The following is a 26144-nucleotide window of genomic DNA, read 5'->3' on the forward strand; positions in this document are numbered from 1 at the left end:
AAGTGCGAGGCTTTCTCGCTCGAGGTGCCCCACTTGGTCACCGTCGCGCACGGCACGCGTACGGCGGCCGGCAACCTCGTCGCTGCGGAGCTCACCGAAGCGGCCGGTGCGCGGCTCGGCTGGCCCGCCACGACGTCGTACGTCGAGCTCTGCTCGCCGTTGTTCGCTGACGTCGTCGCAGCGACCGCTGGCCCCACCGTCGTCGTACCGCTCCTGCTGAGCACCGGCTACCACCTGCGCAAGGACCTGCCGGAGGCTGTCGATGCGGCCGAGCAGGTCGACCTCGTGAGCCTGGGCAGCAGCCTCGGGCCCGACCCGTTGCTGGCCGCCGCGCAGGTCGACCGACTCCGCGAGGCCGGCGCGACGCCCGGCCAGCCGGTCGTGCTGATCGCCGCCGGGTCCTCCGACCCGCTCGCCACCGCCGACCTCGAAGCCGCCGCCCACCTGCTGGCGCACGCCTGGGGCGCGCCCGTGCGGCTGGCGACGATGAGTGGGCTGGGCCGTCGACCCGAGCACGTCGTGCGCGCTGGCGACGCGGTGTCGCCGTACCTCCTGGCGACGGGGCACTTCCACCGCAAGGCGCGACACGACGCGCTCGCCGCCGGTGCGAGTGTCGTCGCGGACGTGATCGGCCCGCACCCGCTCGTGGTGGACCTGATCTGCGACCGGGCCCGGTCGATGCAGGTGGCCGAGCGCGCCTCCGCCTGAGAGACCCACGCACTTCGTGTGAGAAACCCACGCACCTCGTCAGCTGGCGAGCGACTCGGGGGTGTGCAGGCGGACCAGGAAGCGGCGCGCATGCGCGGGAGCCCGGCCGGCGGTCGCCAGCGAGACCGTCACCATCACCACGACGGCGAGCGGGACGCTCCAGGCAGCCGGCTGGCCGAGCAGGGCGCCAGCCCAGCCGCCGGGTGAGTAGCCGCCGAGAGTGACGACGGCGGCACCGCCGGCACCGAGGCCACCCGCTCCCAGTCCGGCCAGCGCGCCGACGTCGGTCAGTCCGCGCCACCAGATGCCCAGCACCAGCAGCGGGCAGAACGTGGAGGCGGCGACCGCGAACGCCAGTCCGACCGACTGGGCGACGCCGACGTTGCGGACCAGGAGCGCGACGACCAGCGGGATCACGACAGCCACGACCGCGGCCACCCGGAACGCCGTGACGCCGTCGCGCTCGCCGACGAGGCGCGTCGTCACGTCCTGGGTCAGCACGCCCGCCACGGCGATGGCGAGGCCGGACGACGTCGACAGGAACGCCGCGAAGGCACCGGCCGTCACCAGCCCTGTCAGCACGTCACCGCCGGCGCCCTCGAGCATCACCCGGGGGAGCTCGAGGACGAGGACGTCGGAGCGTCCGGAGGAGACCAGCTGGCCGCCGTACACGCGACCGAGGCCGGCGTAGACGGGCGGCAGCAGGTAGAAGAGGCCGAGGAAGCCGAGCACCACGACCGTCGTACGACGCGCTGCCCGGCCGTCCGGGTTCGTGTAGAAGCGGACGACCACGTGCGGCAGGCCCATGGTGCCGAGGAACAGCGCGATGATCAGGGAGTACGTCGTGTAGAGCCCGAGTCCGCCGTCGCCGGCGTGGCCCGCGACCGGGACTGACCACTCCCCGTCGCCGAGGCCGCTGCCCGGGCGTCCGTCCCCCCACCAGACGGCGAGCAGCACTGCCGCGGGGATGAGCAGGGCGGTGAGCTTGAGCCAGTACTGGAAGGCCTGGACGAAGGTGATCGACCGCATGCCCCCCGACGTCACGTTGGCGAGCACGACGCCCCCGACGACCACCGGGCCGACCCACTCGGGCGCTCCGATCGCCGCGTGCAGGGTGATCCCGGCGCCCTCGAACTGCGGCAGCAGGTAGAGCCAGCCCACGCCGACGACGAACAGTGAGCAGGCGGCCCGCACGGTGCGGGATCCGAGGCGGGCCTCGGCGAAGTCAGGGAGCGTGTAGGCGCCGGAGCGGCGCAGGGGAGCGGCGACCAGGACGAGCAGGACGAGGTAGCCGGCGGTCCAGCCGACGGGGTACCAGAGCATCTCGGCGCCGCCGACGAGCAGCAGGCCCGCGATGCCCAGGAAGGACGCGGCCGAGAGGTACTCACCACCGATCGCCGACGCGTTCAGCCGCGGCCGCACCGTCCGGGACGCGACGAAGAAATCGCTCGTGGTGCGGGAGAAGCGCAGTCCCCAGGTGCCGATCGCCAGCGTGACCAGCGAGACGAGGACGACGGCGACGAGTCCGGGCACGGCGGTGGTGTCCACGCCTCAGTCCCCGTCCCCGTCGTGGTCCGCGTGACCGCCGACCAGGTCGGCGAAGACGCGCTCGTTGCGCTCGGCCCGCCGCACGTAGCGCCAGCCGAGGAACAGCAGGAACGGGTACACGAGCACCCCGAGGGCCAGCCAGACCACCGGCACCCCGAACAGCTGCCGCTCCGCCAGCGAGGGGGCGAGGTGGAACAGGAGCGGGACGAGCCCCAGGGTCACGACGAGCAGGCCGATCACCCGCAGCGCGAGCCGCAGCTGCTCGGCGAGCAGGGAGCGCAGGTAGAGGTCCCCGAGAGCGGTCTGTTCGGTGACGTCACCGAGCCGGGTCGCCGTACGACTGGCCGCGGTGTGGCGTGGCGGACCGGTGACCCGCACCCGCTCGACCATCGTCAGCCGCCTGCCCGGGCTCGGCGGACCAGGACGTCGCGCAGGCCGCGCGTGTGCCGCCGGCTGACGGGCAGCTCGGTGTCGCCGACCATCACGGAGGTCCGGCCGCTGTCGGAGCGCACCTCGGTCACGTGCGCCAGCGCGACCAGCAACGAGCGGTGGATCCGGTGGAAGCCGGACTCCGCCCAGTCCTCGGCGAGCGTCGTGAGCGGCACCCGGACGAGGTAGGCCTCGCCGGCCTTCGTGTGGAGCCGCGCGTAGTCGCCCTGCGCCTCGACATGGGTGATGTCGCGGCGGTCGATGAACCGGGTGACGCCGCCGCGTTCCACCGCGACCTGGCTGTCGGTGGCGGGCGCGGGGGCTGCGGTGTCGGCCAGCACCCGTCGTACCGCCTCGGCCAGGCGCTCGGGCCGCACCGGCTTGAGGACGTAGTCGACGGCGCGCAGGTCGAATGCCTCGACCGCGTGCCGTTCGTGGGCCGTCACGAACACGATCGGCGGCGGTTGCTTGAACCGGCTCAGCACCTCGGCCAGCTCGAGTCCGGTGAGCCCGGGCATCTGGATGTCGAGGAAGACACAGTCGACCTCCCGTTCGCGCAGGGTGCGCAGGCCGTCGGTGGCGGACTGGCACGCGACCACCTCGCCGACGCGCGGGTCGGCCTCGAGCAGGAAGGAGAGCTCGTCGAGCGCGGGCCGCTCGTCGTCGACCACCAGCACCCGCAGGCCGCTCGGGGGGTGAGTCATGCCCGATCCACCGTGACTCCGGGTGCGAACTTCGGGACGCGCACGATCACCTTCGTACCGGCGCCGGGTGCGGTCTCCACGACCAGACCGTAGTCGTCGCCGAAGGTCGCGCGCAGCCGTGCGTCGACGTTGCCGAGCCCGACCGAGTCGAGTGACGCGTCGCCGGCGAGGGCGCGTCGTACCTTCTCCGGATCCTCACCGACGCCGTTGTCCTCGACCTCGATCACGGCCTCGTGCCCCCGGTCGTGGGCATTGATGGTGAGGTGGCCGGCCTGCTCGACCCCTTCGAGGCCGTGGCGTACGGCGTTCTCGACGAGCGGCTGGATGCAGAGGAACGGTACGACGACGGGCAGCACCTCGGGCGCCACGTTGAGCGTGACCTGGAGCCGGTCACCGAAGCGCGCCTGCTCGAGCAGGAGGTAGCGCTCGATGGAGCGCAGCTCCTCGGCGAGGGTGGTGAACTCGCCGTGCCGGCGGAAGGAGTACCGCGTGAAGTCGGCGAACTCCAGCAGCAGGTCGCGCGCCCGGTCGGGGTCGGTGCGGACGAAGCTGGCGATCGCGTTGAGCGAGTTGTAGACGAAGTGTGGGCTGATCTGGGCGCGCAGGGCCCGGACCTCGGCCTCGATCATCCGGTTCCGGTGGGCGTCGAGCTCGGCGAGCTCGAGCTGGCCCGAGACCCACTGCGCGACCTCCTCGGTGGCCCGCACCAGCCCGGCGGTCGTGGTCGGCGCGAACGCCTGGACGGTGCCGAGCACGCGGCCCTCGACGATCAACGGGCTCGCGATGCCGGACCGCACCGGGCACCCGTTGGTGGTGCAGCCGAGCTGCCCGCGGTCGACCGTCCGGGTGCTGCCCCGCTCGATGGTCAGCAGGCCGACCACGGCCGCCTGGTCGAGGTGGTGGCCGCCGACGCCGTCCCAGGCCAGCACCGACTCGGTGTCGGTGATCGCCATGGCCGGCGTGCCGAGCAGGTTGCGCAGGTGCTTCACAGCGCGCTCGGCGCTGGCCGCGGTCAGTCCCTGCTGCAGCGCGGGCGCGGCCAGCGACGCCTGGTGCAGGGCCCGGAACGCCGCGCGGTCCGCGTCACTGCCCAGATGGCCCCGCCGCCACCGCCCCGCGTTCCGCATCCGCCCATCGTGTCACCACACCGAGATCTCGGCCGTGGTTGCTCCCGCGTAGCCGTAGGCGTCACTGCGGATGCACGCGAAGCGTGCGGTCGCGGCCGGGCGCACCGGTACGGCGAAGACCCGCGCGTCGTCCGCGCCGACGTCGCCCAACCGTCCCTGCGTCGTGAACGTCCGACCGTCCCGGGAGAGCTCGACGACCTGGTCCACGGCCAGGAACGGTGTCCGCACCACCACGCGCGACACCGGCCGGGCCCGCCCCAGGTCGACGCAGATCCGGTGGTGCGAGCGGGGGCGGCAGCCCGACGTGTCGACGTCGCACTCGCCCTTCAACCGCACCTGCACGTGGCTGGACAGGTCGCCGTCGGTCAGCCCGCAGGTCCCGACAGCACGCACCTGGCGCCCGCCCTTGTCAGCGCTGCACGGTCGGCCGCGCGACACCGGCACCGCCGTGCCCGTGGCCGCCACCGACGGCGAGGTGTGGACGAACACGGCCCGCCCGCGCTTCGTCGAGGCGATCACGGTCACCCGCATCGGTTGGTCCTCGGTCACCCACCCCGCCACCACGGCGCTGGTACGACGAAGGCCGCTCGCCACTTCCACGGGCTTGGCGAACGCGGGCTCCCCGGTGGTGACGTAGACCGCGTAGCGCGCCTTCCTGCCCCGCGGCCCGGTCAGCCGTGGCCAGGTGACCCGGGTGCCGCGGGCGACCGGTGTCAGCGTCACCTCCGGCTCCCAGAGCACGAGGTCGGGCACGCGTTGCGGGTCCGGGCCGTTCGGCACCGACACCGTCGTCAGGGCGCCCGTGCCGGTGCTGGTGCCGGGTCGTTGCCCGCCGAGCGTGAGGGCCTTGCCCTCCTCGACGTCACCGGCCGGCACGCTCCACAGCCCGTTGTCCGTGAGGTCGGCACGGTGGGACGTCGGGCAGAGGCCCGCGTCGGGAATCAGGCAGAACACTCCGAGGGAGATCAACCGCCCGGACAGCAGCACGATGTTGTCGTCGAACGGTTGCGTCAGCGTCACCGCGCCACCCGGCACCGACTTCCCGGACCCGTCGAGCAACCGCCCGTACACCGCACCGGCAGGGACCGCGCTCGGCACCACGACCGCTGGAGCAGGTGGAGGCGACGGCTCACCGGACGTCGTGCACGCGGTGACCAGCAGGGCCAGGGCGACCAGGACCAACCGGCCGCGCATGGTTCAGCGGAAGTCGATGAGGAGCATGCCCGAGTCGTCGTCGGCCGGCGGCTCGACGGCGGGCGCGAGGGCTCCGACGGACACCGACTCGTCGCCCGGCTCCTCCTGGGCCAGGGCGAGCGCGTCCGTCGTACCGCTCTCGGCACGGATCGTCTTCGGCTGGATGCCGACCACCGCGCGGAAGCACTCGGTGACGTAGGGCAGCTGCATGCCGTCCATGCCGCGCCCGAAGTCGTCGTAGAACGCGAGGACCTCGCGGATCCGCGACTCCTGGCCGGTGCGTTCGAGGACGGCGACGTCGGCGAGCGAGCGGACCAGGTCCTGCACGGACGCACGCTGGATGACCTGCCACTGCTTGAACGACTTCTCGTCGACCGGGCCGAAGTACGGCGACGCGTCCAGGTCCTCGCCGGCGCCGAGGCCGGCGACGTGGTGGCCGATCAGGTTGCCCAGGCGCTTGACCCACGGGATCCGCTCGTCGCGGAGGTTGCGCACGATCGCGAGGGAGCCGCCGCGGCGGAGGACGCGCGCGATCTCGGGCAGCGCCTTCTCGTGGTGGAACCACTCGAAGGAGTTGCCGGCGACGACGAGGTCGAACGTCGCGTCGGCGGCCGGGATCTCCTCGGCCGTGGTCTGCGAGACCCGCAGCTCGGGGATCCGGTCGGCGAGGCGCTCCAGCATGCGCGGGTCGGGGTCGGTGGCGTGGACGTCGTGGCCGAGCGCGACGAGGTGCTCGGTCAGCTTGCCCGTGCCGGCGCCGAGCTCGAGGACCGATCGCGGCTGCTCTCCGGTCAGCCACGCGACGGCCTCGCGCGGGTAGCCGGGCTGGCCGCGGTCGTAGGCCTCGGCCACGTTCCCGAAGGAGAGTGCGGCCGTGGTGCGGGGGGTGGAGTCGGTAGCCATCAAGGCGAGGGTACGGCGGCGGGCCGGCCTCGTCGCGGAGGCGCGGCGGCGTCAGCCGGCCCGGAGTACGTCGGTGTGGGTGAAGTCGTCGCCCTTGAACAGCAGTGGCTCACCGGACGTGGCGCTGAGGGCGTAGGCGAAGCAGTCGCCGAAGTTCAGGCGGGCCGGCGAGCCGGAGCCCCGACCGTAGCGGCGGAAGGCGATCCGGGCGGCCCGGGCGTGGGCCTCGGTAACGGGCTCCAACTCGATGTCGAGTTCGGCGACCAGCGCATCGAGCTCCCCCCCGCCCTTGAGGCCCAGCGCTCCCTCCATGCGCATCGCCGTCTCGACCCAGTTGGCTGTCGACATGCGACACCGCGACGTCGACATGAGCTCGGCGAAGGACAGGGCTTCGGGTTCGCCGAACAGGACTGCAATGGCCGCGGACGAATCGACGATCACGCCGGCAGCCCGGTGTCGCGGTCATAGAGGTCGTCGTCGCTGAGGATGCGATCGTCACCCGTTGCCTGGGGAAGGGCAGCGACCCGGAGCTGAATCTGATGGATGACGTCGAGCTTCCGCTGCCTCTCCGCCTCAACGGGGTCGACGCCGTACTCCGCCAGCAACTTCACCAGCGCCTCCTCGATCGCGCTCGTCTGCGTCTTTCCGGTCACCCGTGCCGCTTGGCGGGCGAGGGCGTGCACCCGCTCGTTCTTGATGTTCAAGCTCATCGCTGACCTCCTTGCCGACAATCTACCTTCTACCCTCGCCACCGTCTACCTTTCCACCCTTCTAGGCTGCACCCTGTGAGCACCGATCCCCACGCCTGGCTGGTCTCCCTCGAAGGCGTCCCGTCGGGCTTCACGGCCGCCCGCGACGGCATCGACGTCGTCCTGCGCGATCGCGGCCTGCGTCGTACCAGCCCCGAGCTGACGGCCGAGTCACTGCTGCGTGGCGCCCACGCGAGCGCCGTGCTGGAGGGGTCGACGTCGACCCTGGCGGAGGTGCGCGACGGCGAGGGTGACGAGATCGCGACGGTCGCCGTACGACTGGCCACCGAGCTGCTCTCCCTGATGCCGGTGCTGCGTCGTCAGCCGTTGCAGGCCCTGGCCCGGATGCACACGGTGGCCGCGCGGGGCGTGCTCCCGGACGAGCTGCTCGGCCGGCCGCGTGACGAGGAGGCCGCGCGGAAGCTGCGGGCCGTGGCCGAGCTCATCACCGCGCCCACCGAGGCGCCGGCCCTGGCGGTGGCCGCTGTGGTGCACGCCTACCTCGTGAGTGCGGCGCCGTTCGGATCCCACAACGGCATCGTCGCGCGGGCGACCGAGCGGTTGCTGCTGGCGGTCAAGGGTGTCGACGAGAAGTCGTTGATCGTGCCCGAGGCCGCCCACCTGGCGCTGCGCGCCGAGTACGAGTCGAACCTCCGGGGCTGGGCGAACGGCGGTCAGGCCGGCCGGCACGCGTGGTTGATCTATGCGACCGAGGCGTACGCCGCGGCGGCCGAGGCGAGCCCGTTGGTGCGCGAGGCCGAGTAGAGGCCGAGCAAATGCAGATGGCACCCGAGTCAACGTGTGACTCGGGTGCCATCGCTTACACGTGGTCCTGGCTACCAGGCGTGCACCATTTCAGCTGCTCCGGAAGTGTTCCGGAATGCAAGCGCCCAATTAGGAAGGGTAGATCGCCGCGTGGGTACTGGGATCACGTGTCGTCTGTGGAGTTCTTGATGTCCTTTGTACGCCCCTTCGGCGGCACCTTCAAGGGTTGTGTTTTCGGGCCGCGCAGAGAACTCTGGGGGGTTGAGACGTGTTGTCCATCCCGGTACGACGTCAGGCGCTGAGCGCACGTTTTCGCGCGCCGACCCACACCGCGGCGCCCACCGCGACCACGCCACCGACGGCCAGTGCGGCCAGCGTCGGCTTCGGCGGCGGCAGGTGGAGACGCGACTGGAGTGCGACCGGCCGGGTGAACGCCAGCACCGGCCAGCCGCGTGACGCGGCGACCTTGCGCAGCTCCTTGTCCGGGTTCACCGCGTGCGGGTGGCCGACGATCTCGAGCATCGGCACGTCGGTGATCGAGTCGGAGTAGCCCCAGGAGTTCTCGAGGTCGTAGCCGACCTCCTCGGCGAGCGCGCGGATGGCGTTCGCCTTCTCCTCGGCGTAGGCGTAGTACTCGATCTCGCCGGTGTAGCGGCCGTCCTCGACCTTGAGCCGGGTGGCGATGACGCGGTCGGCGTGGAGCAGGGCACCGATCGGCTCGACGACCTCGCTGCCGGACGTGGAGACGATGACGACGTCGCGCCCCGCGGCGTGGTGCTCCTCGATGAGGCGGACGGCTTCGTCGTACACGAGGGGATCGACGATGTTGTGGAGCGTGTCGGCGACGATCTCGCGAACCGTGGCGACGTCCCAGCCGGTGGTCAGCTGCGACATGAACTGGCGCATCTTCTCGACCTGGTCGTGGTCGGCACCGCCGACCATGAAGACGAACTGCGCGTACGCCGAGCGCAGCACGGCCCGGCGCGAGATCAGGCCGCCGGCCTGGAACGGCTTGCTGAAGGCGAGCACGCTCGACTTGGCGATGATCGTCTTGTCGAGGTCGAAGAAAGCCGCAGTGGGCGAAGTACCCGGAAGGGCCATGGCTCCATCGTAGGTCGCAGGGGTGTTCGAAATGTCCACTTCCCCTCCACAACACGCCCTCGACGCAGCGTCGTCCCCAGGCCGGGAGTGCCGGCGTGTGCCGGTGTCGGCATTCGGCGAGAACGTCCCCATGTCCAGAAACCAACCTTCCTTCCGTACGACGTCCGCGCCGACCGTGGACGTCCCGCCCCTGCTGGTGACCGCCGATGAAGCCCTCCTCGCCGAGCTGCTGCCGCTCGCCGCCGCGGCCGACGTGACGCCGACGATCGCGCGCGATCCCTTGGCAGCGCTCGCGACCTGGAGCCGTGCGCCGGTGGTCCTGGTCGGTCCGGACCTGGCCGAGGTGGTGGCCGAGGTCGGTCCCGAGAAGCGACCGCGCACCTATGTCGTCACCGTCCGCAACGCCCCGCACGAGCTGTACCGCACGGCGTTGAAGCTCGGAGCCGACCAGGTCATCGACGTGGGCGGTTCGTCGGGCTGGATCGTGGACCTGCTCGCGGACCTCACCGAGCGCCGCACGGACCGCGGCCGGGTGATCGGTGTGATCGGTGGCAGCGGCGGAGCGGGCGCGACCACGCTGGCCTGCGCGCTGGGCCAGTGGGCGGCCCGTTCGGGCCCGTCGGTGGTCATCGACTGCGACCCCCAGGGACCCGGCCTGGACCGGATCCTGGGCGTCGAGCGGCACGAGGGCTTCCGGTGGGACGCGCTGTGCCAGACCACCGGTCGACTGTCGGCGCGTGCCCTCCGCGATGCGCTGCCCCGGTGCGGCGATCTCGGCGTGCTGTCGTGGTACGTCGACGGGCGGGTGCAGACGCTGCAGGCGTTCGCCGTGCGTGAGGCCCTGTCGGCCGCGCGGCGTGGGCACCGCGTGGTCGTCGTCGACCTGCCGCGGTCGACCGACCCCCTCATCGACGAGATCGCGGCGCGCTGCGACGAGCTCCTGGTGGCGACGTCCGCCAGCGTGGTGGGTGTGGCGGGGGCCGCCCGGATGCGGGCCAGGTTCGCCGACCACGCCGCGCCGGGGGTCGTGCTCCGCGGCGAGGCGTTCGCGGCCGCCGACGTCCAGCGGGCGGTCGGACTCCCGGTGGTCGCCCAGATGCGCGACCAGCGCGGCCTGGCCGAAGCCGTCGACCTCGGCCTCGGCCCGCTCCGCCACGCCCGTGGACCGCTGGCGCGGGCCGTGGCGCGGATCCTGGATGACGCTGCACCCGTCAGCACCACGGCCGAGGAGGCAGCCTCGTGATCGCCGAGGACGTCGTCGTCCTCGTCGAGGAGGTACGCCGTCGGCTGTCCGCGGTCGAGGGTGCCCTCACTCCGCACCGGGTCGCCGACGCCCTGCGCGCCGCGGGTCGGCCGGTGGGCGATGCGACGGTCCTCGCCGTCTACGAAGCGCTCCGGCGCGATGTCGTGGGGGCAGGCCCGCTGGACCCGTTGCTGCGCCTGCCCGGGGTGACCGATGTCCTGGTCAACGGCCCCGGCCCTGTCCGGATCGACCGCGGCAACGGGCTCGAGGAGACCGACGTGGTGCTCGCCTCCGAGGACGCGTGCCGTCGCCTGGCCCAACGCCTGGTGGCGACCGGCGGTCGCCGTATCGACGACGCGGCCCCCTTCGCCGACGTACGACTGCCGGACGGCACCCGGTGCCACGCCGTCCTGTCCCCGCTGGCCCAACCCGGGACGGCGATCTCGCTGCGGATCCCGCGCCGCGGTGGCTTCACCCTCGACGAGCTGCGCGCGGCCGGAGCGTTGAGCGCTGAGGCGCACGACCTCGTCGGTCAGGTCGTCGCTGCCCGGCTCGCCTTCCTGGTCAGCGGGGGGACCGGCACGGGCAAGACGACCTTGCTCGCCGCGATGCTCGGCGCCGTCGATCCCGGCGAGCGGATCGTCATCGTCGAGGACGCCGCCGAGCTGCGGCCCGTGCACCCCCAGGTCGTCGGCCTGGAGGCCAGACCCGCGAACCTCGAGGGCGCTGGCGCCGTCGTGCTCCGGGACCTGGTGCGCCAGGCGCTCCGGATGCGGCCCGACCGGCTGGTGGTCGGCGAGGTGCGCGACACAGCGGTGGTGGACCTGCTCGCCGCGATGAACACGGGTCACGAAGGGGGCAGCGGCACGCTGCACGCGAACTCCGCGGCCGACGTCCCGGCGCGTGTCGAGGCGCTCGCCCTGACCGCCGGCCTCGGTCGCGCCGCGGCGCACAGCCAGTTCGCCTCGGCCGTCGACCTCGTCCTGCACGTCACCCGCGACCGAGTCAGCGGACGACGTCGTCTGGCCCAGATCGCAGTGCTGGGGCGGGATCCGGACGGGTGGGTCCGCGCCGAGCCGGCAGTGACGTTCGCCGACGACGGCACCCTGGCCTCGGGTCCGGGGTCGCGTCGCCTGCTGGACCTCCTCGATGGCAGGTCCCTGCGATGAGCGCTCTCGTGGCAGTCCTGGGTACGGCGACCGCGGCCGCCCTGTTGCTTCCTCGCTCACCGTCCCCGGTCCGTGCGCCCGGTGAGTGGGCAGGTCGAGGACCGTGGCTGGCCGGCGGCGCCGCACTCGGATGCGTCGCGCTGCTGGCTGGCTCCACGGGCCTCGTCGTCGTCGCCCTGCTGGCGGTCGGCGTGGCCTGCGGACTGGCCCGGCTGGTCGCGGGTCGGCGTCGCGAACGGCTCGCGGTCGGCACCCGTTCGCGGGTGATCGAGCTCTGCGACGCCCTGCAGGCCGAGCTCGCCGCCGGCCAGACGGCGGGCCTGGCGCTCGAACGAGCCGCCGCGGAGTGGCCGGAGATCGCCCCGGTCGCTCGCACTGCTGCAGCCGGAGGCGACGTACCGCTCGCGCTGCGATCCCTCGCCGACCGTCCCGGGGCCGGCGCCCTATGGGTGGTCGCGGCGGCCTGGCAGGTCGCCCACCGCACCGGACACGGGCTGGCCGACACCCTCGGCCGGGTCGCTGACGACCTGCGCGCCACCGAGCAGACCCGGCGCATCGTCGACGGCGAGCTGTCGTCGGCCCGCGCCACGGCCCGTCTCCTGGCTGCCCTCCCGTTGCTCGCGCTGGCGATGGGTTCCGGCGCCGGAGCCGACCCGTGGCGCTTCCTCCTCGGCCACCCGGTCGGCCTCGCCTGCCTGAGCGGCGGCCTGGCTCTCGCGTACGCCGGCCTCGCCTGGATCGACGCCCTCGCCCGTGACATCGAACGCGCCGCCTGATGACCGCGACGACCCTGACGCCCCTCCTCAACCTCCTGGTCGTCCTCGCCACCGCCCTTGCCACGGCCCTGTCAGTGCCGCGAAGTGCGGGGGTTTCTCCTCCGAGGTGCGGAGGTTTCTCGTCCGAGGTGCGCGACCTGCCGCCCCAGACCGACCGCGACGGCCTGCTGCGTCGCGGTCGCTGGGCCTGGTCGTCGCTGGCCGGTGTGGGTGCCGGGCTGGTCCTCGGCGGTCCACTGGCGGTCCCGGCCGGGGTCGCAGCCGCCGCGGGCGTCTGGGTCGTGGCCGGTCGCCTCGAGCCTGCGGCCGTTCGCCGCCGCCGCGAGGAGGTACGACGAGACCTGCCGCATGTCGTGACGCTGCTGGCCGCCGCCCTCCGCTCCGGCCTCGCGCCCGTCGATGCCATCGGACTCGTGTCCCGCGCACTGCCCGGAGCGGCCGCCGATCGACTCGCTCCGGTCGCGACCCGTCTCCGGCTGGGCGGCGACGTCGTACCGATCTGGGCAGCCCTCGCCGCTGACCCTGACCTCGGTTCCCTCGGCCGCACCCTTGCTCGGGCCCACCGCACCGGTGCTCCGGTGGTGGCGGCGGTCGAGCGGCTGGGCGTCGAGCTGGCCCGGCGTGGTCGGGCGGAGGTCGAGGACCGGGCGCGGGCCGTCGGGGTCCGCGCCGCCGTACCGCTCGGGTTGTGCCTGCTGCCTTCGTTCCTGTTGCTCGGCATCGTTCCGCTGGCCGTGTCCCTGGCCGCCGTGATCGTCTGATTCCGCACCACCCGTCACAGCGTGCGCCGGTTGCGGCCGGCGTACCTGTGGACGACGGATCCCTGTCCACAGGCGGGTTTCGGGCTGAGCCTCGACGTCGCACTGCTCGCGCATCCTGCAGTGAACGGCCGCATCCGGTGGCCATGACGGAGGAGACGAGATGGTGCAGATCCACGACGAGCGCGGAGTGACGACGGCGGAGTACGCCGTGGCCACGGCGGCAGGCGCCGGGTTCGCAGGGTTGCTCTACAAGATGCTCAGCGGAGGGTTCGGGAACAAGCTGATCAAGACGTTGTTCGACCACGTGCTCTCCCTTCTCGGGCTGCAGTGACCGACCGAGCGCGCCGCGATCAGCGAGGTGCGGTCACTGCGGAGCTCGCTGTCGGGCTGCCGCTGCTGCTGGCCGTCACGGCGGGACTGGTCTGGCTGCTGGCGGTCGGCATCGGCCAGGTGCGCACGGTCGATGCGGTGCGCGAGACCGCCCGGGCGCTGGCGCGCGGTGACGATCCCGGCGAGGCCCGTGCGTTGGGGGAGCGGATCGCGCCCGGCGGCGTCCGCGTCTCGGTGGCGCGCGAGGGCGACCGCGTCGTCGTCCGGGCGCGGGGGCGCATTGACGGCCCCGGCGGCCTGTTCCGGGCGCTCCCCGGTGCGGTGCTCGAAGCAGAGGCCGTCGCAGTTGCTGAGGAATCCGGCGAGGCGGGTCCATGAGGGTTCGAGCGCCTGATCAGCGCGGTGCCGCCACCGTGCTGGTCGTCGCGATGGCCGGCGTCCTGCTCCTGGTCGGAGCCGCGTCGGGAGTGGTCGCCGCGATCGTGGTCGCGCACCGGAAAGCTCAGTCGGCGGCTGACCTGGCGGCCCTCGCAGGTGCGACGGTCCTGGCCGATCCAGGCAGCCCCGGCGCGCGCGATCCGTGCACCGCAGCAGCCGAGGTCGCGTCGGCCAATGGCGCCGAGCTGTCGTCGTGCGTCATCGAGGGTCAGGACGTCGTCGTCGAGGTCACCGTCGCCGGTCCGCGCTGGCTGGGGCAGGACCGTGACCTGGTCGGCGCCGCCCGGGCGGGACCTGCCACTCCGTAAATGGATCCTTGACAAAGCCTCGCGACGTAAAGGTACGCTTTACATGGAAATCGCGGAATCCGCGCGCCGACACGACATTGCCGACGACGACATCCGCCACGGGTGGGACAACGCGCTGAGGTTGGTCGAATACGAGTACGACGGCGAGGAGAGACTCCTGGTCATCGGCCCGGACCGCCACGGCAACCTGCTTGAGCTGGTCGCCGTCCCGGTGCTCGCGCCAGAGCGTGTCATCCACGCAGATCGACTCCGCCCCAAGTTCTACGACTACCTGAGGTGAGGACCATGGCGACACGAAGAGTTCGCGACGACGCGGGCCTCGACCTGCTCGATCCCGCCACGACGCCTGCCCGCGATGCCCAGCACTTCAGACGGATCATCGCGGCGCGCAAGGGCCTGCAAGCAGCGGAGGACGAGCTGCGCGCGGCCGTTGCTGCCGCCCGGGCAGCCGGTGACACATGGACGGTGATCGGCGCGGCGCTGGGCACGACGCGTCAGGCAGCTTTCCAGCGGTTCGGCCAGGGCTGAGTCGCCAGGTCGGCTCGACCCAGGAGCCCTGCCTACTTCTCCTCGCGGCCCGACAGGTCGTCCTTGCGCCGGTCCAGCTCGACCTCATCGAGCTTGTCGGAGAGATCGGAGAGGCGCTTCTGGTCCTTGCGTCGTTTCCAGCCCTGCTTCGCGCCGAACTTCATTGCCCACAGGCCGGCGAGGACCAGCAGTGCGGAGACGGCGCCGACGATGAACAGGGCGGTCGCCGACAACTCGATCCCGATGAGGGTCGTGTGCACGTCGGTCTGGCCCTTGCTGGAGGTCGACTCCGCTTCGGAACCGAAGATCCCGGAGAGAAGGCCGAGCACACCGAGGATGAGGAGGAGCAGACCGAAGATCACCATGGCGGCACGCTACTCCGGCGACGCGGGCGCATGACGGAGCAGCGCGTCCAGCAGGGCAACGGCGCCGGCCTTGTCGAGCGGGTCGTTGCCGTTGCCGCACTTCGGCGACTGGACGCAGGACGGACACCCGGCCGCGCACTCGCACGCAGCGATCGTGGCCCGCGTCGCCCGCAGCCAGGCAGGGGCAGTGCGATAGCCGCGCTCCGCGAAGCCCGCACCTCCCGGATGCCCGTCGTGCACGAAGACGGTGAGCACGCCAGTGTCCGCGTGGCGGGCGGTCGACACACCGCCGATGTCCCAGCGATCGCACGTCGCGAACAGGGGGAGCAGCCCGATCGAGCAGTGCTCCGCTGCGTGGGCGGCCCCGGGCAGGTCCGCGGCCTCCACCCCGGTGGCCGCTGCCATCTCGAGCAACACGGCGTCCGGCACGGTCCACCACACGGCGGTCGTCGAGAGCGTCCGGGCGGGCAGGTCCAGCAGCGTCTCGTCGATGACCTCGCCGGTGCGGGCCCGTCGCCGGAGGTACGACGTCACCTGGTTGGTCACCTCGACGGTCCCGAGCGAGATGCGGCACGGCCCCCAGTCGGTGTGCTCGTGCTCGGCGGCGATCGTGATGTCTGTGATGTCGCGCGCCGACGTCGTGTGGTCCACTTCGACCCGCCGCATCGTGGCGACGTGGTCCTCGAGGTCGAGCTCCTCGACCAGCCAGGTCTCGCCGCGATGCAGGTAGATCGCACCGGTGTGGGCGGTGCCGTGGGCGCGGCCCCCGTCGACGGTGCCGACCACGCGGCCTGTCCCGGCCTCCATCAGCTGCACCTGCTGCCCGCCGGTGGAACGGATGTCGGCGAGATCGGCCGCACGGGAACCGTCGGTCCAGAACCAGCCGGGCGCACGCCGTCGCAACAGTCCCTCGGAGACCAGCGAGCCCAGCACCTCCCGGGTGCGCGGTCCGAAGAGCTCGAAGTCGTCGATCGTCACCGGCAGCTCCTGGGCCGCGGCGCACAGGTGCGGGCCGAGGACATAGGGGTTGTCGGTGTCGAAGACCGTGCCCTCGACGGGTCGCCCGAGCAACGCCTCGGGATGGTGCACGAGGTAGGTGTCCAGCGGGTCGTCGCGGGCGATCAGCATCCCGAGGGCGCCACCGCCGTCGCGCCCGGCCCGCCCGACCTGTTGCCAGAACGCCGCCCGCGTCCCGGGATAGCCCGTGATGAGCACGGCGTCCAGGCCGCTCACGTCGATGCCGAGCTCGAGCGCGTTGGTCGCGGCCATGCCGAGCAGGCGACCGCTGCGCAGCGCCTCCTCGAGAGCGCGCCGCTCCTCGGGGAGGTAGCCGCCACGGTAGGAGTCGATGCGGCCGACGAGGGACGGATCGACCTCCGCGACCAGCTCCCCGGCGCGCCGGGCGACCGTCTCCACCCCGCGTCGCGAGCGCACGAACGCCAGCGTCCGCACGTCCTGGACGACCAGGTCCGCCAGCAGGTCGGCCGTCTCAGCGGTGGCAGGTCGCCGCACCGGCGCCCCGTGCTCTCCCGTGTACGACGTCAGCGGCGGCTCCCACAGGCCCACGGCCAGCTCGCCGCGCGGCGACCCGTCCGTGGTCACCGCCGTGACGTCGAGCCCGAGCATCCGCCGGGCGGTGACCTCCGGGTCGGCGACCGTGGCGGAGGCGAGGATGAACACCGGCGAGGCGCCGTACGACGCGCAGATGCGCCGCAGCCGCCGCACGATCTGTGCGACGTGCGCCCCGAACACGCCGCGGTAGTGATGGCACTCGTCGATGACGACGTACTGCAGCGACCGGAAGAAGGGTGTCCACCGCGCATGGCCGGGCAGCAGGGAGCGATGCAGCATGTCGGGGTTGGTCAGGACGTACTCGGCGTGCTCGCGCGTCCACTCGCGCTCCTCGGCGGTGCTGTCGCCGTCGTGGGTCGCCACGCGTACGTCGAGCCCCAGCGTCCGGATCGCCGCCCACTGGTCGTGGGCGAGTGCCTTGGTCGGCGCGAGGTAGAGCACCGTCGCGCCGCGTTGTCCGCGCGCTCCTCGGGCGGCGCGGATCCCGGACAGTGCGGGAAGGAGGTACGCGAGGGACTTCCCGGACGCCGTACCGGTCGCGACCACGACGTGCTCGCCACGGTGCGCGGCCTCGGCGACGGCGACCTGGTGCGCCCAGGGTTGCCCCACCCCCCTCGCCGTGTACGACGCCACGACGGTCGGGTCCGCCCACGTCGGCCAGGCGCCGCAGCTGGCCGGGCGGGCCGGGACCTGCTCGAGATGGGTCAGCCGGTCGGCCCTCCCGGGACCGGCGGTCAGGCTGGCCATCAGGGCCGCGGGGTCACGCCGTACCGACCCGGAGCGGGTGGGGGTGTCGGGCTGCGCGGTCACCTGACCAGTGTCGCAAGCGGGGCCGACATCGTCGCCCCCACGGGCTGGAGGTGGGCTGGAGGTGGGCTGGAGGTGGGCTGGAGGTGGGCTGGAGGTGGGCTGGAGGTGGGCCGGAGGTTCTGTGGACTTCGTGCGCGGTCATGGCAGGCATGGTTTGATTGGGCGCATCTGCCAGACGTAGGAATATCCCGGGGTGAGGGTCGTGAATCTGACACTGTCGACGCGCGAGGTCGGTGCGCGCACCGTCATTGCCGTGGGTGGCGAGATCGACGTCTACACCGCGCCCAAGCTCCGTGACACGATCACCGAGCTCGTGGCCGGCGGTACCTACCACCTGGTCGTCGACATGGAGGCGGTCGAGTTCCTCGACTCCACCGGTCTGGGCGTGCTCGTCGGTGGCCTGAAGAAGGTGCGTGCCCACGACGGCTCGCTCGAGCTCGTCTGCAACGCAGACCGTCTTCTCAAGATCTTCAAGATCACCGGACTGGCGAAGGTCTTCGTCATCCACAGCTCCGCCGACGCCGCGCTGGCCTGACGCCGCGCGCCTTTTTGGCGAAACCTCTGTGACACGGGTCACACCCCTGCCCTTTTGTGCGTCCGACTCTGCGTAGACTCCGGCACGTTCTATGACCTGGGTCACACGACCCGTACCTGAACTTCACCAGGAGGCACTCGTATGCCCCGTCCGTTGCTCGTGGATGTCGAAGTGACCGGCGGCGACCTCGCCCTGGTCATCGGCGTCGCCGTCATCGCCCTCGGCTCTCTCGGCATGGGCTTCCTCTTCAGATCCGAGGTGCTCCGCGCAGGCGAGGGCACTCCGAACATGCAGAAGATTGCCCAAGCGGTGCAGGAAGGCGCGAACGCCTACCTCACCCGCCAGTTCCGCACGCTCGCGATCTTCGCGGCGATCGCCTTCTTCGTGCTGCTGGCCTTGCCGGCACACACCGGCGACGACGCGACCGGCCTCCAGTCGGAGTGGACGGTGCGGATCTTCCGCTCGGTCTTCTTCCTCGTGGGTGCCGGGTTCTCCGGGGCCGTCGGCTATCTCGGCATGTCGCTCGCCGTGCGCGCGAACCTGCGCGTGGCTGCGGCCGCCAACGAGCAGGGTCGCGACGTCGCGATGAACATCGGCTTCCGCACGGGTGCCTTCGTCGGCATGTTCACCGTCGGGCTCGGCCTCCTCGGTGCCAGCGTCGTGGTGATCGTGTTCCAGGCCGCGGCCCCCAACGTGCTCGAGGGCTTCGGCTTCGGCGCAGCTCTCCTCGCCATGTTCATGCGCGTCGGCGGCGGCATCTTCACCAAGGCCGCTGACGTCGGCGCCGACCTGGTCGGCAAGGTCGAGCAGGGCATCCCCGAGGACGACCCGCGCAACGCCGCCACCATCGCGGACAACGTGGGCGACAACGTCGGTGACTGCGCCGGAATGGCTGCAGACCTCTTCGAGTCGTACGCCGTCACGCTGGTCGCCGCGCTGATCCTGGGTTCGCAGGCATTCGGTGACAAGGGCCTGGTCTTCCCGTTGATCGTGCCCGCCATCGGCGCTCTGTCCGCGATCGCGGGCGTCTACCTGACCAAGCCCCGCGCCAGCGAGAGCGGCCTGAAGACGATCAACCGGGCCTTCTACATCTCCGCTGCGGTCGGTGCGGTGGCAAGTGCGGCTGCTGCGTTCATCTACCTGCCCACCAAGTGGAGCGAGCTCAACGGCACGGGTGCCGAGGCCGACCTCTCCCCGCCGGTCTTCGCTGCCGGCGCGGTCGTCATCGGCATCGTTCTCGCTGCCGCGATCCTGGCGCTGACCGGTTACTTCACCGGCACAGAACACCGCCCGGTCAAGGATGTCGGCAAGACCTCGCTGACGGGCGCGGCCACCGTGATCCTGGCCGGCCTCTCGGTCGGTTTCGAGTCGGCCGTCTACACCGCGATCGTCATCGGTTCGGCCGTGTTCGGTGCTGCCCTGCTCGCTGGCAGCTCGACCGGTCTCGCGCTGTTCGCCGTCGCCCTCGCCGGGTGCGGGTTGCTCACCACGGTCGGCGTCATCGTCGCCATGGACACCTTTGGTCCGGTTTCCGACAACGCCCAGGGCATCGCGGAGATGTCGGGTGACGTCAGCGAAGAGGGCGCGAAGATCCTCACCGAGCTGGACGCGGTCGGCAACACCACGAAGGCGATCACCAAGGGCATCGCGATCGCGACCGCAGTACTCGCAGCGAGTGCGCTGTTCGCGTCGTACACGCAGTCGGCCTTCGACTCCCTGGCCGAGGCCACGGGTGTCAAGGAGGGCACCGAAGACCTCGTCTACAACAGCTTCCTGGTCTTCGACGCCAAGCTCATCGTCGGCACGCTGCTCGGTGCCGCCGTGGTGTTCCTCTTCTCGGGCCTGGCGATCAACGCCGTCGCCCGTGCGGCGGGCGCTGTGGTGGTGGAGGTACGACGCCAGTTCCGCGACATCCCCGGGATCATGGAGGGCACGGCCCGTCCGGAGTACGGCAAGGTCGTCGACATCGTGACCCGCGACTCGCTGCGCGAGCTGGCCACGCCCGGCATCCTCGCGATCCTGGCTCCGGTCGCTGTCGGCTTCGGCCTCGGTGTCGGCCCGCTGGCCGGCTTCCTGGTCGGCGCGATCGCAACGGGCACGCTGATGGCGGTCTTCCTCGCCAACGCGGGTGGTGCGTGGGACAACGCGAAGAAGCTGGTCGAGGACGGCAACCACGGTGGCAAGGGATCGCCGGCCCACGAGGCCACGATCATCGGTGACACCGTCGGTGACCCGTTCAAGGACACCGCCGGCCCCTCGATCAACCCGCTGCTCAAGGTGATGAACCTCGTGTCGCTGCTCATCGTCGGCGCGATCATCAGCCTGTCCTACGGCAGCAGCGAGAACGACGTGGTCCGGATCCTCATCGCAGCCGCGGCCGCGACGGGCATCATCGCCGCCGTCTACATCTCGAAGCAGCGCGTCTCGACGATCGGCGAGGAAGCGCCGGCTGCGGTCGAGTCCGTCTGATTCCGCAAGGCTCTTCCGCGACGGGGAGCACGGGGCCACTAGCGTGGTCTCGTGCTCCCCGTCGCTCTTGCTGCCCCGCTCCGTGAAGCCCTGCTCGCTGCCGACTTCACCTACGACGCCATCAGCGAGCTGCTCGGGGCGGAGGCCCACCAGGCGTTGTCCCGCAACGAGACGACACCGGGCCTTCGTCGTACGACGAACGACGAGCCGCTCGCCACGCTGATCCGGCTGTTCCTGCTCCAGGCCGTGGTGCCCACCTCTGCCGCCGAGAGGGCGCTGCCGGGGCTGGTCGACCGACTCGTCAACGCTGGCTTCCTGGCCCAGAGCGTCGGCGAGGTCGCGGCGCGGCTCGACGTCCGCCCCTACGGCTCCGAGCAGGGCGACCTGTGGGTCGTGAGCGACCTGACGCCGGGCCTGAACGGCATCGCGACGTCGGTCACCGGCGACTACGTGCTCGGCATCAGCCCGGCCTCCTCGAGCCTGGCCCAGCTGACCGTCCGCCACGACGTCGGCACCTCGCTCGACCTGGGCACCGGATGTGGCGTCCAGGCACTCCACCTGGCCACCCACAGTGACCGCGTCGTCGCCACCGACGTCAACCAGCGCGCGCTCGCGATCGCCCGGTTCAACGCGGCGCTCAACGACGTCGACGACATCGTCGAGGTGCGCGACGGCTCGTTCTTCGCCCCCGTGGCCGGCGAGCGGTTCGACCTCATCGCCACCAACCCGCCGTTCGTGATCTCGCCCGCCAGCGGCGAGCGCCTCGTCTACCGCGACTCCGGCCTGCCCGGCGACCAGGTCGTCGAGCACATCGTGCGCCGCGCGCCCGACCACCTCAACGACGGCGGCTGGTGCCAGGTCCTCGCGAACTGGGTCATCGAGACCGACCGCCCGTGGGACGAGCGGCTCGGTACGTGGCTGCCCGACGAGTGCGACGCGCTGGTCGTCCAGCGCGAGGTGCTCGACCCGGCGTCGTACGTCGAGCTCTGGCTCAAGGACGCCGGCCACCACCCCTCCACCGGCGGCGACCCCGCGTCGTACGCCGAGCGCTACGACACCTGGCTCTCCTGGCTGGAGCAGCAGGGCGTCGGCGGGATCGGGTTCGGCTGGATCAACCTGCGCCGTCGCGCAGACGTCACCCCGGGTGCCCTCGTGCGTGACCTCCTCGAGTGGCCGTACGACGTCGAGCAGCCCATCGCGCCGGCGATCGCCTCGTGGGCCGACTCGGCCCTGGCTGCTCAGTCCGTCGGACCGGACACCCACCTCGTGCTGCGCGAGGACGTCCTGCAGGAGACCAGCGGACCGGTCGGTGTCGAGGACCCCGCGACCATCGTGCTGCGCCAGCAGCGCGGCTTCCGCCGCGCCCGCCAGGTCGACACGGTCGCTGCCGCGGTGACGGGAGCCTGTGACGGCGACCTGGCTGTCGGACCGCTCGTCGACGCCGTCGGCCAGCTCCTGGAGCGCGATTCCGCAAGCCTGCAGGAGGTCTACCTCCCCGAGCTCGCCGAACTGGTGGCCGAGGGTTTCCTCACGGTGGCCGGGTAGTCCCGTCCCGCTCGTGATGCACACTTGACCCGTGACGAACGCAGGCTGGTACCCCGACCCCGCGGGCGCTCCCGACACCTACCGCTACTGGGACGGTCAGTCGTGGAGCCAGATGACCACGAGCCACCCGCCGGCCGCGGCCCAGGAGCCGACGCCCCAGCCCCCGCAGCAGCCGCAACAGCCCAGCCCGCCTGCTGCGGCGCCCACGCAGTTCCCGCCGCAGCAGTTCCCCCAGCAGCCCCAGCAGTCGAACCAGGGTGGGTACGGCGCCGTACCGCAACCTCCCACGCCCACGCCCGCCTACGGGACCGGCGGCTTCTCCGGCGGTTCGGGCGGGTATCCCCAGCAGCAGTGGAGCCCCCAGCCCTCCGGCGGGAGCGGCGGCAGCAGCGGCAAGGTCATCGGGATCGTCATCGCCGCGGTGCTCGTCCTGGTCCTGCTCGGTGTCGGCGGCTTCTTCGGCGTCCGCGCCCTCAGTGGCGATGACGACGACAACGGCCGGGCCGACGACCCCTCGCAGAGCGAGTCCTCCGACTCGTCGGAGTCGAGCAGCCCCACCGACGGGACCGACCCGACCGACGTACCCACGAACACCGTTGCCCCGACGGGCATCCAGTGCACCGGTGGGACTCCCGAGCCTGCGAAGGACCCGGGTGCGACGCCCGCGACGATCACGGGCGGAGGCCTGACGATCCCGGTGCCGTCCGGATACACCGTCGACGTCCGGCTCTCCCCGCCCCACAGCTTCGCCGACGGCGTGCTGGTCGCCTACAAGTCCGTCGAGGAGAACTGGATCACCGAGTTCGCCGTCGGGGGTCTTCCGCGCACCAACGGCTTCAATGACGTCGCCGACGCAGCGGAGATCATCATGAAGTGCCTCACGACCAACGACGACATCTACGAGGGCTTCTCCGAGCGCAAGGACCTGAGCAACGAGGCGATCACCGTCGACGGCAAGCCGGCCCACCGCATCACCGCGGAGATCAAGGTCGACAATCCGGACGTCGTGGCCGAGGGAGACGTCACCACGGTGATCGTGGTGGACACCGGCGACACGGCCACCTTCGGCCTCTTTCTCGGGGTGGCGACCATCGGCGAGCCGACCAGCATCGCGCTGGTCGACAGCCAGATCAAGGCCATCAAGGTCGGTTGACGGGGACCTGTTCCGGCACCCACGGTGGACGCCGAACACCGACGGACTGGACACGACCCGCTACCGTGATCGGCCGTAGAGCCCATCACGGGTGACGAGTTCGCCTCTCCCGGGCAACCGAAGCAGCCCCGTGGCAACTCCGAAGCAGCAGAGAAGGTCTCAGTAGTGGCACACAAGTTGGTGATCGTCGAGTCGCCGGCCAAGGCCCGCACCATCGGCGGGTACCTCGGTGACGGCTTTGTCGTCGAGTCCTCCATCGGCCACATCCGCGACCTCCCGAACAATGCCGCCGACACCCCGGCCAAGATCAAGGACAAGCCCTGGGGCCGGCTGGCGATCGACGTCGAGAACGGCTTCGTGCCCTATTACGTCGTCCCTCGGGACAAGAAGAGCCACATCGCCAAGCTCAAGTCGCTGCTGAAGGACGCCGACGAGCTCTACCTCGCCACCGATGAGGACCGCGAGGGAGAGGCCATCGCCTGGCACCTCCTCGACGAGCTGAAGCCGAAGAACATCCCGGTCCGCCGGATGGTCTTCCACGAGATCACCAAGGCCGCGATCCAGGAAGCCGCCGCCAACCCGCGCGAGCTCGACATGGACCTGGTCGAGGCGCAGGAGACCCGTCGCCTCCTCGACCGCCTCTACGGCTACGAGGTCTCGCCCGTCCTGTGGCGCAAGATCATGTCCGGTCTCTCCGCCGGCCGCGTGCAGTCCGTGGCCACCCGTCTCGTGGTCGACCGCGAGAAGGAGCGGATGGCCTTCAAGATGGCCTCCTACTGGGACCTCGAGGGCACCTTCGACGCCGGTTCGAAGCACGACCAGCGGATGTTCCCGGCCAAGCTGCACACCATCGACGGCACCCGCGTCGCCGGCGGCAGCAACTTCGGCCAGGACGGCCAGCTGAAGGGCAAGGCCGAGGTGGTCCACCTGGACCGTCCGCGGGCCGAAGCCCTCGTCGCGGCACTCGCCGACACGGCGTACGACGTCCGGTCGGTCGAGGCCAAGCCGTACCGCCGTTCGCCGTACGCGCCCTTCCGCACCACCACGTTGCAGCAGGAAGCCAGCCGCAAGCTCGGGATGAGCGCGTCGGTGACGATGAGCGTCGCCCAGCGGCTGTACGAGAACGGCCACATCACCTACATGCGTACCGACTCGACGACCCTGTCGGGCACCGCGATCTCCGCGGCTCGCAGTCAGGTCGCCGAGCTCTACGGCAGCGAGTACGTCCCCGACGAGCCGCGGACCTACACGAGCAAGGTCAAGAACGCCCAGGAGGCGCACGAGGCGATCCGCCCGGCGGGTGACTCGTTCAAGCGCCCCGGCGAGACCGGCCTGACCGGCGACCAGTTCCGGCTCTACGAGCTGATCTGGATGCGCACCGTCGCGTCGCAGATGAAGGACGCCGTCGGCCAGTCGGTCAGCATCCGCCTCGGCGGAGCGGCCGCCAGCGGCGAGGACGTCGTGTTCTCGGCCACCGGTCGCGTCATCACCTTCCACGGGTTCCTCAAGGCGTACGTCGAGGGCACCGACGACACCGCCGCGACGAAGGACGACCAGGAGACCCGGCTCCCCAACCTGCAGCAGGGCGACTCCGTCTCGGCCGCGTCGATCTCCGCGAACGGCCACGAGACGAAGCCCCCGTCGCGCTTCACCGAGGCCACGCTGATCAAGGAGCTCGAGGAGCGCGAGATCGGCCGCCCGTCGACGTACGCCTCGATCATCGGGACGATCCTCAACCGCGGGTACGTCTACAAGAAGGGCACGGCACTCGTGCCGGCCTGGATCGCGTTCTCCGTGGTCCGGCTGCTGACCGAGCACTTCTCCCGGCTGATCGACTACGAATTCACCGCCGGCATGGAAGAGGTCCTCGACCAGATCGCCCGCGGCGAGAAGGACCGGACCACCGAGCTGACCGAGTTCTACTACGGCTCCGACACGCTGGCCGGCCTGCTGCCCCTCGTGCAGGGCCTGGGCGACATCGACGCCCGGGAGCTCGCGACCTTCCCGGTCGGTACGCCCGAGGACGGCATCAACCTGCGCGTCGGCAAGTACGGCCCGTACCTCGAGGGCCCCGACGACGACGGTGCTCCGCTCGCCCGGCGGGCGAACGTCCCCGACGACCTGCCGCCCGACGAGCTCACGGTCGCGAAGGCGATCGAGCTGCTGGCCAACCCGGCCGGCGAGGAGATCGAGCTGGGCGTGCACCCGGAGACCGGTCTGCAGGTGGTCGCGAAGAACGGCCGCTACGGCCCGTACGTCACCGAGCTGATCCCCGAGCCCGCCGAGGGTGCGAAGCCCAAGAAGGGCGACAAGCCGCGCACCGGCTCGCTCTTCAAGTCGATGTCGCTCGACACGGTCACGCTCGAGGACGCCATCAAGCTGCTCGCGCTGCCCCGCGTCGTCGGTGTCGGTGAGGACGGCGAGGAGATCACCGCCCAGAACGGCCGCTACGGGCCGTACCTCAAGAAGGGCACCGACGCCCGCTCGCTCACCAGCGAGGACCAGATCTTCGGGATCCAGCTCGACGAGGCGCTCAAGATCTATGCCCAGCCCAAGCAGCGCGGCCGTGCTGCCGCGGCTCCGCCGCTCAAGGAGCTTGGCAACGACCCCGTGTCGGGCCAGCCGATCGTGGTGAAGGCGGGCCGCTTCGGCGAGTACGTCACCGACGGCGAGTACAACGCCACGCTGCGCAAGGACGACTCGGTCGAGGCGATCACCCTCGAGCGGGCGGCCGAGCTGCTGGCGGAGCGGCGCGAGAAGGGCCCGGCCAAGAAGGCGGCCAAGAAGACCGCGAAGAAGGCCCCGGCCAAGAAGGCGGCGGCGAAGAAGACCGCTGCCAAGAAGACGGCCGCCAAGAAGGCTCCGGCGAAGAAGACGGCTGCCAAGAAGTCCTGACGGACCCGCCTTGTAGGTT

The 26144-nt window shown here is 71.4% G+C and carries 27 protein-coding genes; 16 read left to right on the forward strand and 11 right to left on the reverse strand.

Features of this window, described 5'->3' with window-relative positions:
- The first annotated feature begins 33 nt into the window (after nt 1-33).
- Nucleotides 34-708 (forward strand): sirohydrochlorin chelatase, encoded by a 675-nt coding sequence (locus tag ASD84_RS21125; RefSeq protein ID WP_056715195.1) that lies wholly within the window; start codon nt 34-36, stop codon nt 706-708.
- Between the two features lie 39 nt (nt 709-747).
- Here ASD84_RS21125 and ASD84_RS21130 read toward each other — a convergent pair whose 3' ends face one another.
- Genes ASD84_RS21130 through ASD84_RS21165 form a run of 8 tightly spaced genes read right to left on the reverse strand, consistent with a single transcriptional unit; the run spans nt 748 to nt 7323 of the window.
- Entirely contained in the window at nt 748-2256 is a 1509-nt protein-coding gene (locus ASD84_RS21130) for a cation acetate symporter (protein WP_056715198.1), read from the reverse strand.
- Nucleotides 2257-2259: 3 nt separating this feature from the next.
- Nucleotides 2260-2646, reverse strand: coding sequence for a hypothetical protein (locus tag ASD84_RS21135; RefSeq protein WP_056715201.1), 387 nt, complete (start codon nt 2644-2646; stop codon nt 2260-2262).
- A 2-nt stretch (nt 2647-2648) separates the two neighbouring features.
- Complete coding sequence (locus ASD84_RS21140) at nt 2649-3389, reverse strand: LytR/AlgR family response regulator transcription factor (RefSeq protein WP_056715205.1); 741 nt, start codon at nt 3387-3389, stop codon at nt 2649-2651.
- Complete coding sequence (locus tag ASD84_RS21145; RefSeq protein WP_056715208.1) at nt 3386-4516, reverse strand: sensor histidine kinase; 1131 nt, start codon at nt 4514-4516, stop codon at nt 3386-3388. The genes ASD84_RS21140 and ASD84_RS21145 overlap by 4 nt, the downstream gene beginning before the upstream one ends.
- Nucleotides 4517-4528: 12 nt before the next feature.
- The gene (locus tag ASD84_RS21150; RefSeq protein ID WP_056715212.1) at nt 4529-5710 is read right to left on the reverse strand and encodes a hypothetical protein; all 1182 of its coding nucleotides are present in this window, start codon (nt 5708-5710) and stop codon (nt 4529-4531) included.
- A gap of 3 nt (nt 5711-5713) precedes the next feature.
- Nucleotides 5714-6613, reverse strand: a complete 900-nt coding sequence (locus ASD84_RS21155) for a class I SAM-dependent methyltransferase (protein WP_056715215.1) — start codon at nt 6611-6613, stop codon at nt 5714-5716.
- A 51-nt stretch (nt 6614-6664) separates the two neighbouring features.
- Nucleotides 6665-7054 carry a type II toxin-antitoxin system VapC family toxin gene (locus ASD84_RS21160; protein WP_056715217.1) on the reverse strand — a complete coding sequence of 130 codons (390 nt, stop codon included), beginning with the start codon at nt 7052-7054 and terminating at the stop codon, nt 6665-6667.
- A complete protein-coding gene (locus tag ASD84_RS21165; RefSeq protein ID WP_056715221.1) occupies nt 7051-7323 on the reverse strand; it encodes a type II toxin-antitoxin system VapB family antitoxin in 273 nt (90 codons plus the stop codon). Before ASD84_RS21165 ends, ASD84_RS21160 begins: the two co-directional genes overlap by 4 nt.
- A gap of 75 nt (nt 7324-7398) precedes the next feature.
- On the opposite strand from ASD84_RS21165, the gene ASD84_RS21170 reads away from it, so the two are divergent.
- Nucleotides 7399-8127: a hypothetical protein gene (locus tag ASD84_RS21170; protein ID WP_056715223.1), complete on the forward strand. Its 729-nt coding sequence runs from the start codon at nt 7399-7401 to the stop codon at nt 8125-8127.
- A gap of 291 nt (nt 8128-8418) precedes the next feature.
- Here the strand turns inward: ASD84_RS21170 and ASD84_RS21175 are convergent, their stop codons facing one another.
- Nucleotides 8419-9228, reverse strand: a complete 810-nt coding sequence (locus ASD84_RS21175) for an HAD family hydrolase (protein WP_056715227.1) — start codon at nt 9226-9228, stop codon at nt 8419-8421.
- Between the two features lie 130 nt (nt 9229-9358).
- Between ASD84_RS21175 and ssd the strand changes: the two genes are divergently transcribed.
- The 9 genes from ssd to ASD84_RS21215 all read left to right on the forward strand — a co-directional run bounded on the left by ssd (nt 9359) and on the right by ASD84_RS21215 (nt 14781).
- Nucleotides 9359-10471: a septum site-determining protein Ssd gene (ssd, locus tag ASD84_RS21180; RefSeq protein ID WP_056716119.1), complete on the forward strand. Its 1113-nt coding sequence runs from the start codon at nt 9359-9361 to the stop codon at nt 10469-10471.
- Nucleotides 10471-11640, forward strand: a complete 1170-nt coding sequence (locus ASD84_RS21185; protein WP_200954664.1) for a TadA family conjugal transfer-associated ATPase — start codon at nt 10471-10473, stop codon at nt 11638-11640. The genes ssd and ASD84_RS21185 overlap by 1 nt, the downstream gene beginning before the upstream one ends.
- Nucleotides 11637-12416 carry a type II secretion system F family protein gene (locus tag ASD84_RS21190; RefSeq protein WP_056715234.1) on the forward strand — a complete coding sequence of 260 codons (780 nt, stop codon included), beginning with the start codon at nt 11637-11639 and terminating at the stop codon, nt 12414-12416. Before ASD84_RS21185 ends, ASD84_RS21190 begins: the two co-directional genes overlap by 4 nt.
- Nucleotides 12416-13177, forward strand: a complete 762-nt coding sequence (locus tag ASD84_RS21195; protein WP_235531192.1) for a type II secretion system F family protein — start codon at nt 12416-12418, stop codon at nt 13175-13177. The genes ASD84_RS21190 and ASD84_RS21195 overlap by 1 nt, the downstream gene beginning before the upstream one ends.
- Nucleotides 13178-13337: 160 nt before the next feature.
- Nucleotides 13338-13508 (forward strand): DUF4244 domain-containing protein, encoded by a 171-nt coding sequence (locus tag ASD84_RS24885; RefSeq protein WP_082573916.1) that lies wholly within the window; start codon nt 13338-13340, stop codon nt 13506-13508.
- Nucleotides 13505-13885: a TadE family type IV pilus minor pilin gene (locus tag ASD84_RS21200; protein ID WP_056715236.1), complete on the forward strand. Its 381-nt coding sequence runs from the start codon at nt 13505-13507 to the stop codon at nt 13883-13885. The genes ASD84_RS24885 and ASD84_RS21200 overlap by 4 nt, the downstream gene beginning before the upstream one ends.
- Complete coding sequence (locus ASD84_RS21205; protein ID WP_056715238.1) at nt 13882-14253, forward strand: Rv3654c family TadE-like protein; 372 nt, start codon at nt 13882-13884, stop codon at nt 14251-14253. The genes ASD84_RS21200 and ASD84_RS21205 overlap by 4 nt, the downstream gene beginning before the upstream one ends.
- Before the next feature lie 43 nt (nt 14254-14296).
- Nucleotides 14297-14533: a hypothetical protein gene (locus ASD84_RS21210; protein ID WP_056715241.1), complete on the forward strand. Its 237-nt coding sequence runs from the start codon at nt 14297-14299 to the stop codon at nt 14531-14533.
- 5 nt (nt 14534-14538) lie between these two features.
- Nucleotides 14539-14781 carry a hypothetical protein gene (locus ASD84_RS21215; RefSeq protein ID WP_056715243.1) on the forward strand — a complete coding sequence of 81 codons (243 nt, stop codon included), beginning with the start codon at nt 14539-14541 and terminating at the stop codon, nt 14779-14781.
- A 32-nt stretch (nt 14782-14813) separates the two neighbouring features.
- Here ASD84_RS21215 and ASD84_RS21220 read toward each other — a convergent pair whose 3' ends face one another.
- Nucleotides 14814-15146 (reverse strand): hypothetical protein, encoded by a 333-nt coding sequence (locus ASD84_RS21220; RefSeq protein ID WP_056715246.1) that lies wholly within the window; start codon nt 15144-15146, stop codon nt 14814-14816.
- Nucleotides 15147-15155: 9 nt separating this feature from the next.
- Complete coding sequence (locus ASD84_RS21225; RefSeq protein WP_056715250.1) at nt 15156-17528, reverse strand: DEAD/DEAH box helicase; 2373 nt, start codon at nt 17526-17528, stop codon at nt 15156-15158.
- A 202-nt stretch (nt 17529-17730) separates the two neighbouring features.
- Here ASD84_RS21225 and ASD84_RS21230 point away from each other — a divergent pair, with 202 nt between their 5' ends.
- The 5 genes from ASD84_RS21230 to topA all read left to right on the forward strand — a co-directional run bounded on the left by ASD84_RS21230 (nt 17731) and on the right by topA (nt 26125).
- Nucleotides 17731-18063 (forward strand): STAS domain-containing protein, encoded by a 333-nt coding sequence (locus ASD84_RS21230; protein WP_056715253.1) that lies wholly within the window; start codon nt 17731-17733, stop codon nt 18061-18063.
- A gap of 141 nt (nt 18064-18204) precedes the next feature.
- On the forward strand, nt 18205-20532 hold the full coding sequence (locus ASD84_RS21235; RefSeq protein WP_056715256.1) for a sodium-translocating pyrophosphatase: 2328 nt from the start codon (nt 18205-18207) through the stop codon (nt 20530-20532).
- A gap of 51 nt (nt 20533-20583) precedes the next feature.
- Nucleotides 20584-22077, forward strand: a complete 1494-nt coding sequence (locus ASD84_RS21240) for a methyltransferase (protein WP_056715259.1) — start codon at nt 20584-20586, stop codon at nt 22075-22077.
- Nucleotides 22078-22108: 31 nt separating this feature from the next.
- A complete protein-coding gene (locus ASD84_RS21245) occupies nt 22109-23230 on the forward strand; it encodes a DUF2510 domain-containing protein (RefSeq protein WP_056715262.1) in 1122 nt (373 codons plus the stop codon).
- A gap of 165 nt (nt 23231-23395) precedes the next feature.
- Nucleotides 23396-26125 carry a type I DNA topoisomerase gene (gene topA / locus ASD84_RS21250; protein WP_056715265.1) on the forward strand — a complete coding sequence of 910 codons (2730 nt, stop codon included), beginning with the start codon at nt 23396-23398 and terminating at the stop codon, nt 26123-26125.
- The last annotated feature ends 19 nt before the right edge of the window (nt 26126-26144 follow it).

It is taken from the genome of Nocardioides sp. Root682, from assembly GCF_001427795.1.
Classification (GTDB): domain Bacteria; phylum Actinomycetota; class Actinomycetes; order Propionibacteriales; family Nocardioidaceae; genus Nocardioides.

What these genes read in the sequence shown, in the direction of transcription:
- ASD84_RS21140 (WP_056715205.1), bottom strand. Translation starts at nt 3,389, where the DNA reads ATGACTCACCCCCCGAGCGGCCTGCGGGTGCTGGTGGTCGACGACGAG.
- ASD84_RS21150 (WP_056715212.1), bottom strand. Translation starts at nt 5,710, where the DNA reads ATGCGCGGCCGGTTGGTCCTGGTCGCCCTGGCCCTGCTGGTCACCGCG.
- ASD84_RS21135 (WP_056715201.1), bottom strand. Translation starts at nt 2,646, where the DNA reads ATGGTCGAGCGGGTGCGGGTCACCGGTCCGCCACGCCACACCGCGGCC.
- ASD84_RS21145 (WP_056715208.1), bottom strand. Translation starts at nt 4,516, where the DNA reads ATGCGGAACGCGGGGCGGTGGCGGCGGGGCCATCTGGGCAGTGACGCG.
- ASD84_RS21195 (WP_235531192.1), top strand. Translation starts at nt 12,416, where the DNA reads ATGACCGCGACGACCCTGACGCCCCTCCTCAACCTCCTGGTCGTCCTC.
- ASD84_RS21220 (WP_056715246.1), bottom strand. Translation starts at nt 15,146, where the DNA reads ATGGTGATCTTCGGTCTGCTCCTCCTCATCCTCGGTGTGCTCGGCCTT.
- ASD84_RS21205 (WP_056715238.1), top strand. Translation starts at nt 13,882, where the DNA reads ATGAGGGTTCGAGCGCCTGATCAGCGCGGTGCCGCCACCGTGCTGGTC.
- ASD84_RS21175 (WP_056715227.1), bottom strand. Translation starts at nt 9,228, where the DNA reads ATGGCCCTTCCGGGTACTTCGCCCACTGCGGCTTTCTTCGACCTCGAC.
- ASD84_RS21215 (WP_056715243.1), top strand. Translation starts at nt 14,539, where the DNA reads ATGGCGACACGAAGAGTTCGCGACGACGCGGGCCTCGACCTGCTCGAT.
- ASD84_RS21210 (WP_056715241.1), top strand. Translation starts at nt 14,297, where the DNA reads ATGGAAATCGCGGAATCCGCGCGCCGACACGACATTGCCGACGACGAC.
- ASD84_RS21235 (WP_056715256.1), top strand. Translation starts at nt 18,205, where the DNA reads ATGCCCCGTCCGTTGCTCGTGGATGTCGAAGTGACCGGCGGCGACCTC.
- ASD84_RS21165 (WP_056715221.1), bottom strand. Translation starts at nt 7,323, where the DNA reads ATGAGCTTGAACATCAAGAACGAGCGGGTGCACGCCCTCGCCCGCCAA.
- ASD84_RS21190 (WP_056715234.1), top strand. Translation starts at nt 11,637, where the DNA reads ATGAGCGCTCTCGTGGCAGTCCTGGGTACGGCGACCGCGGCCGCCCTG.
- ASD84_RS21155 (WP_056715215.1), bottom strand. Translation starts at nt 6,613, where the DNA reads ATGGCTACCGACTCCACCCCCCGCACCACGGCCGCACTCTCCTTCGGG.
- ASD84_RS24885 (WP_082573916.1), top strand. Translation starts at nt 13,338, where the DNA reads ATGGTGCAGATCCACGACGAGCGCGGAGTGACGACGGCGGAGTACGCC.
- ssd (WP_056716119.1), top strand. Translation starts at nt 9,359, where the DNA reads ATGTCCAGAAACCAACCTTCCTTCCGTACGACGTCCGCGCCGACCGTG.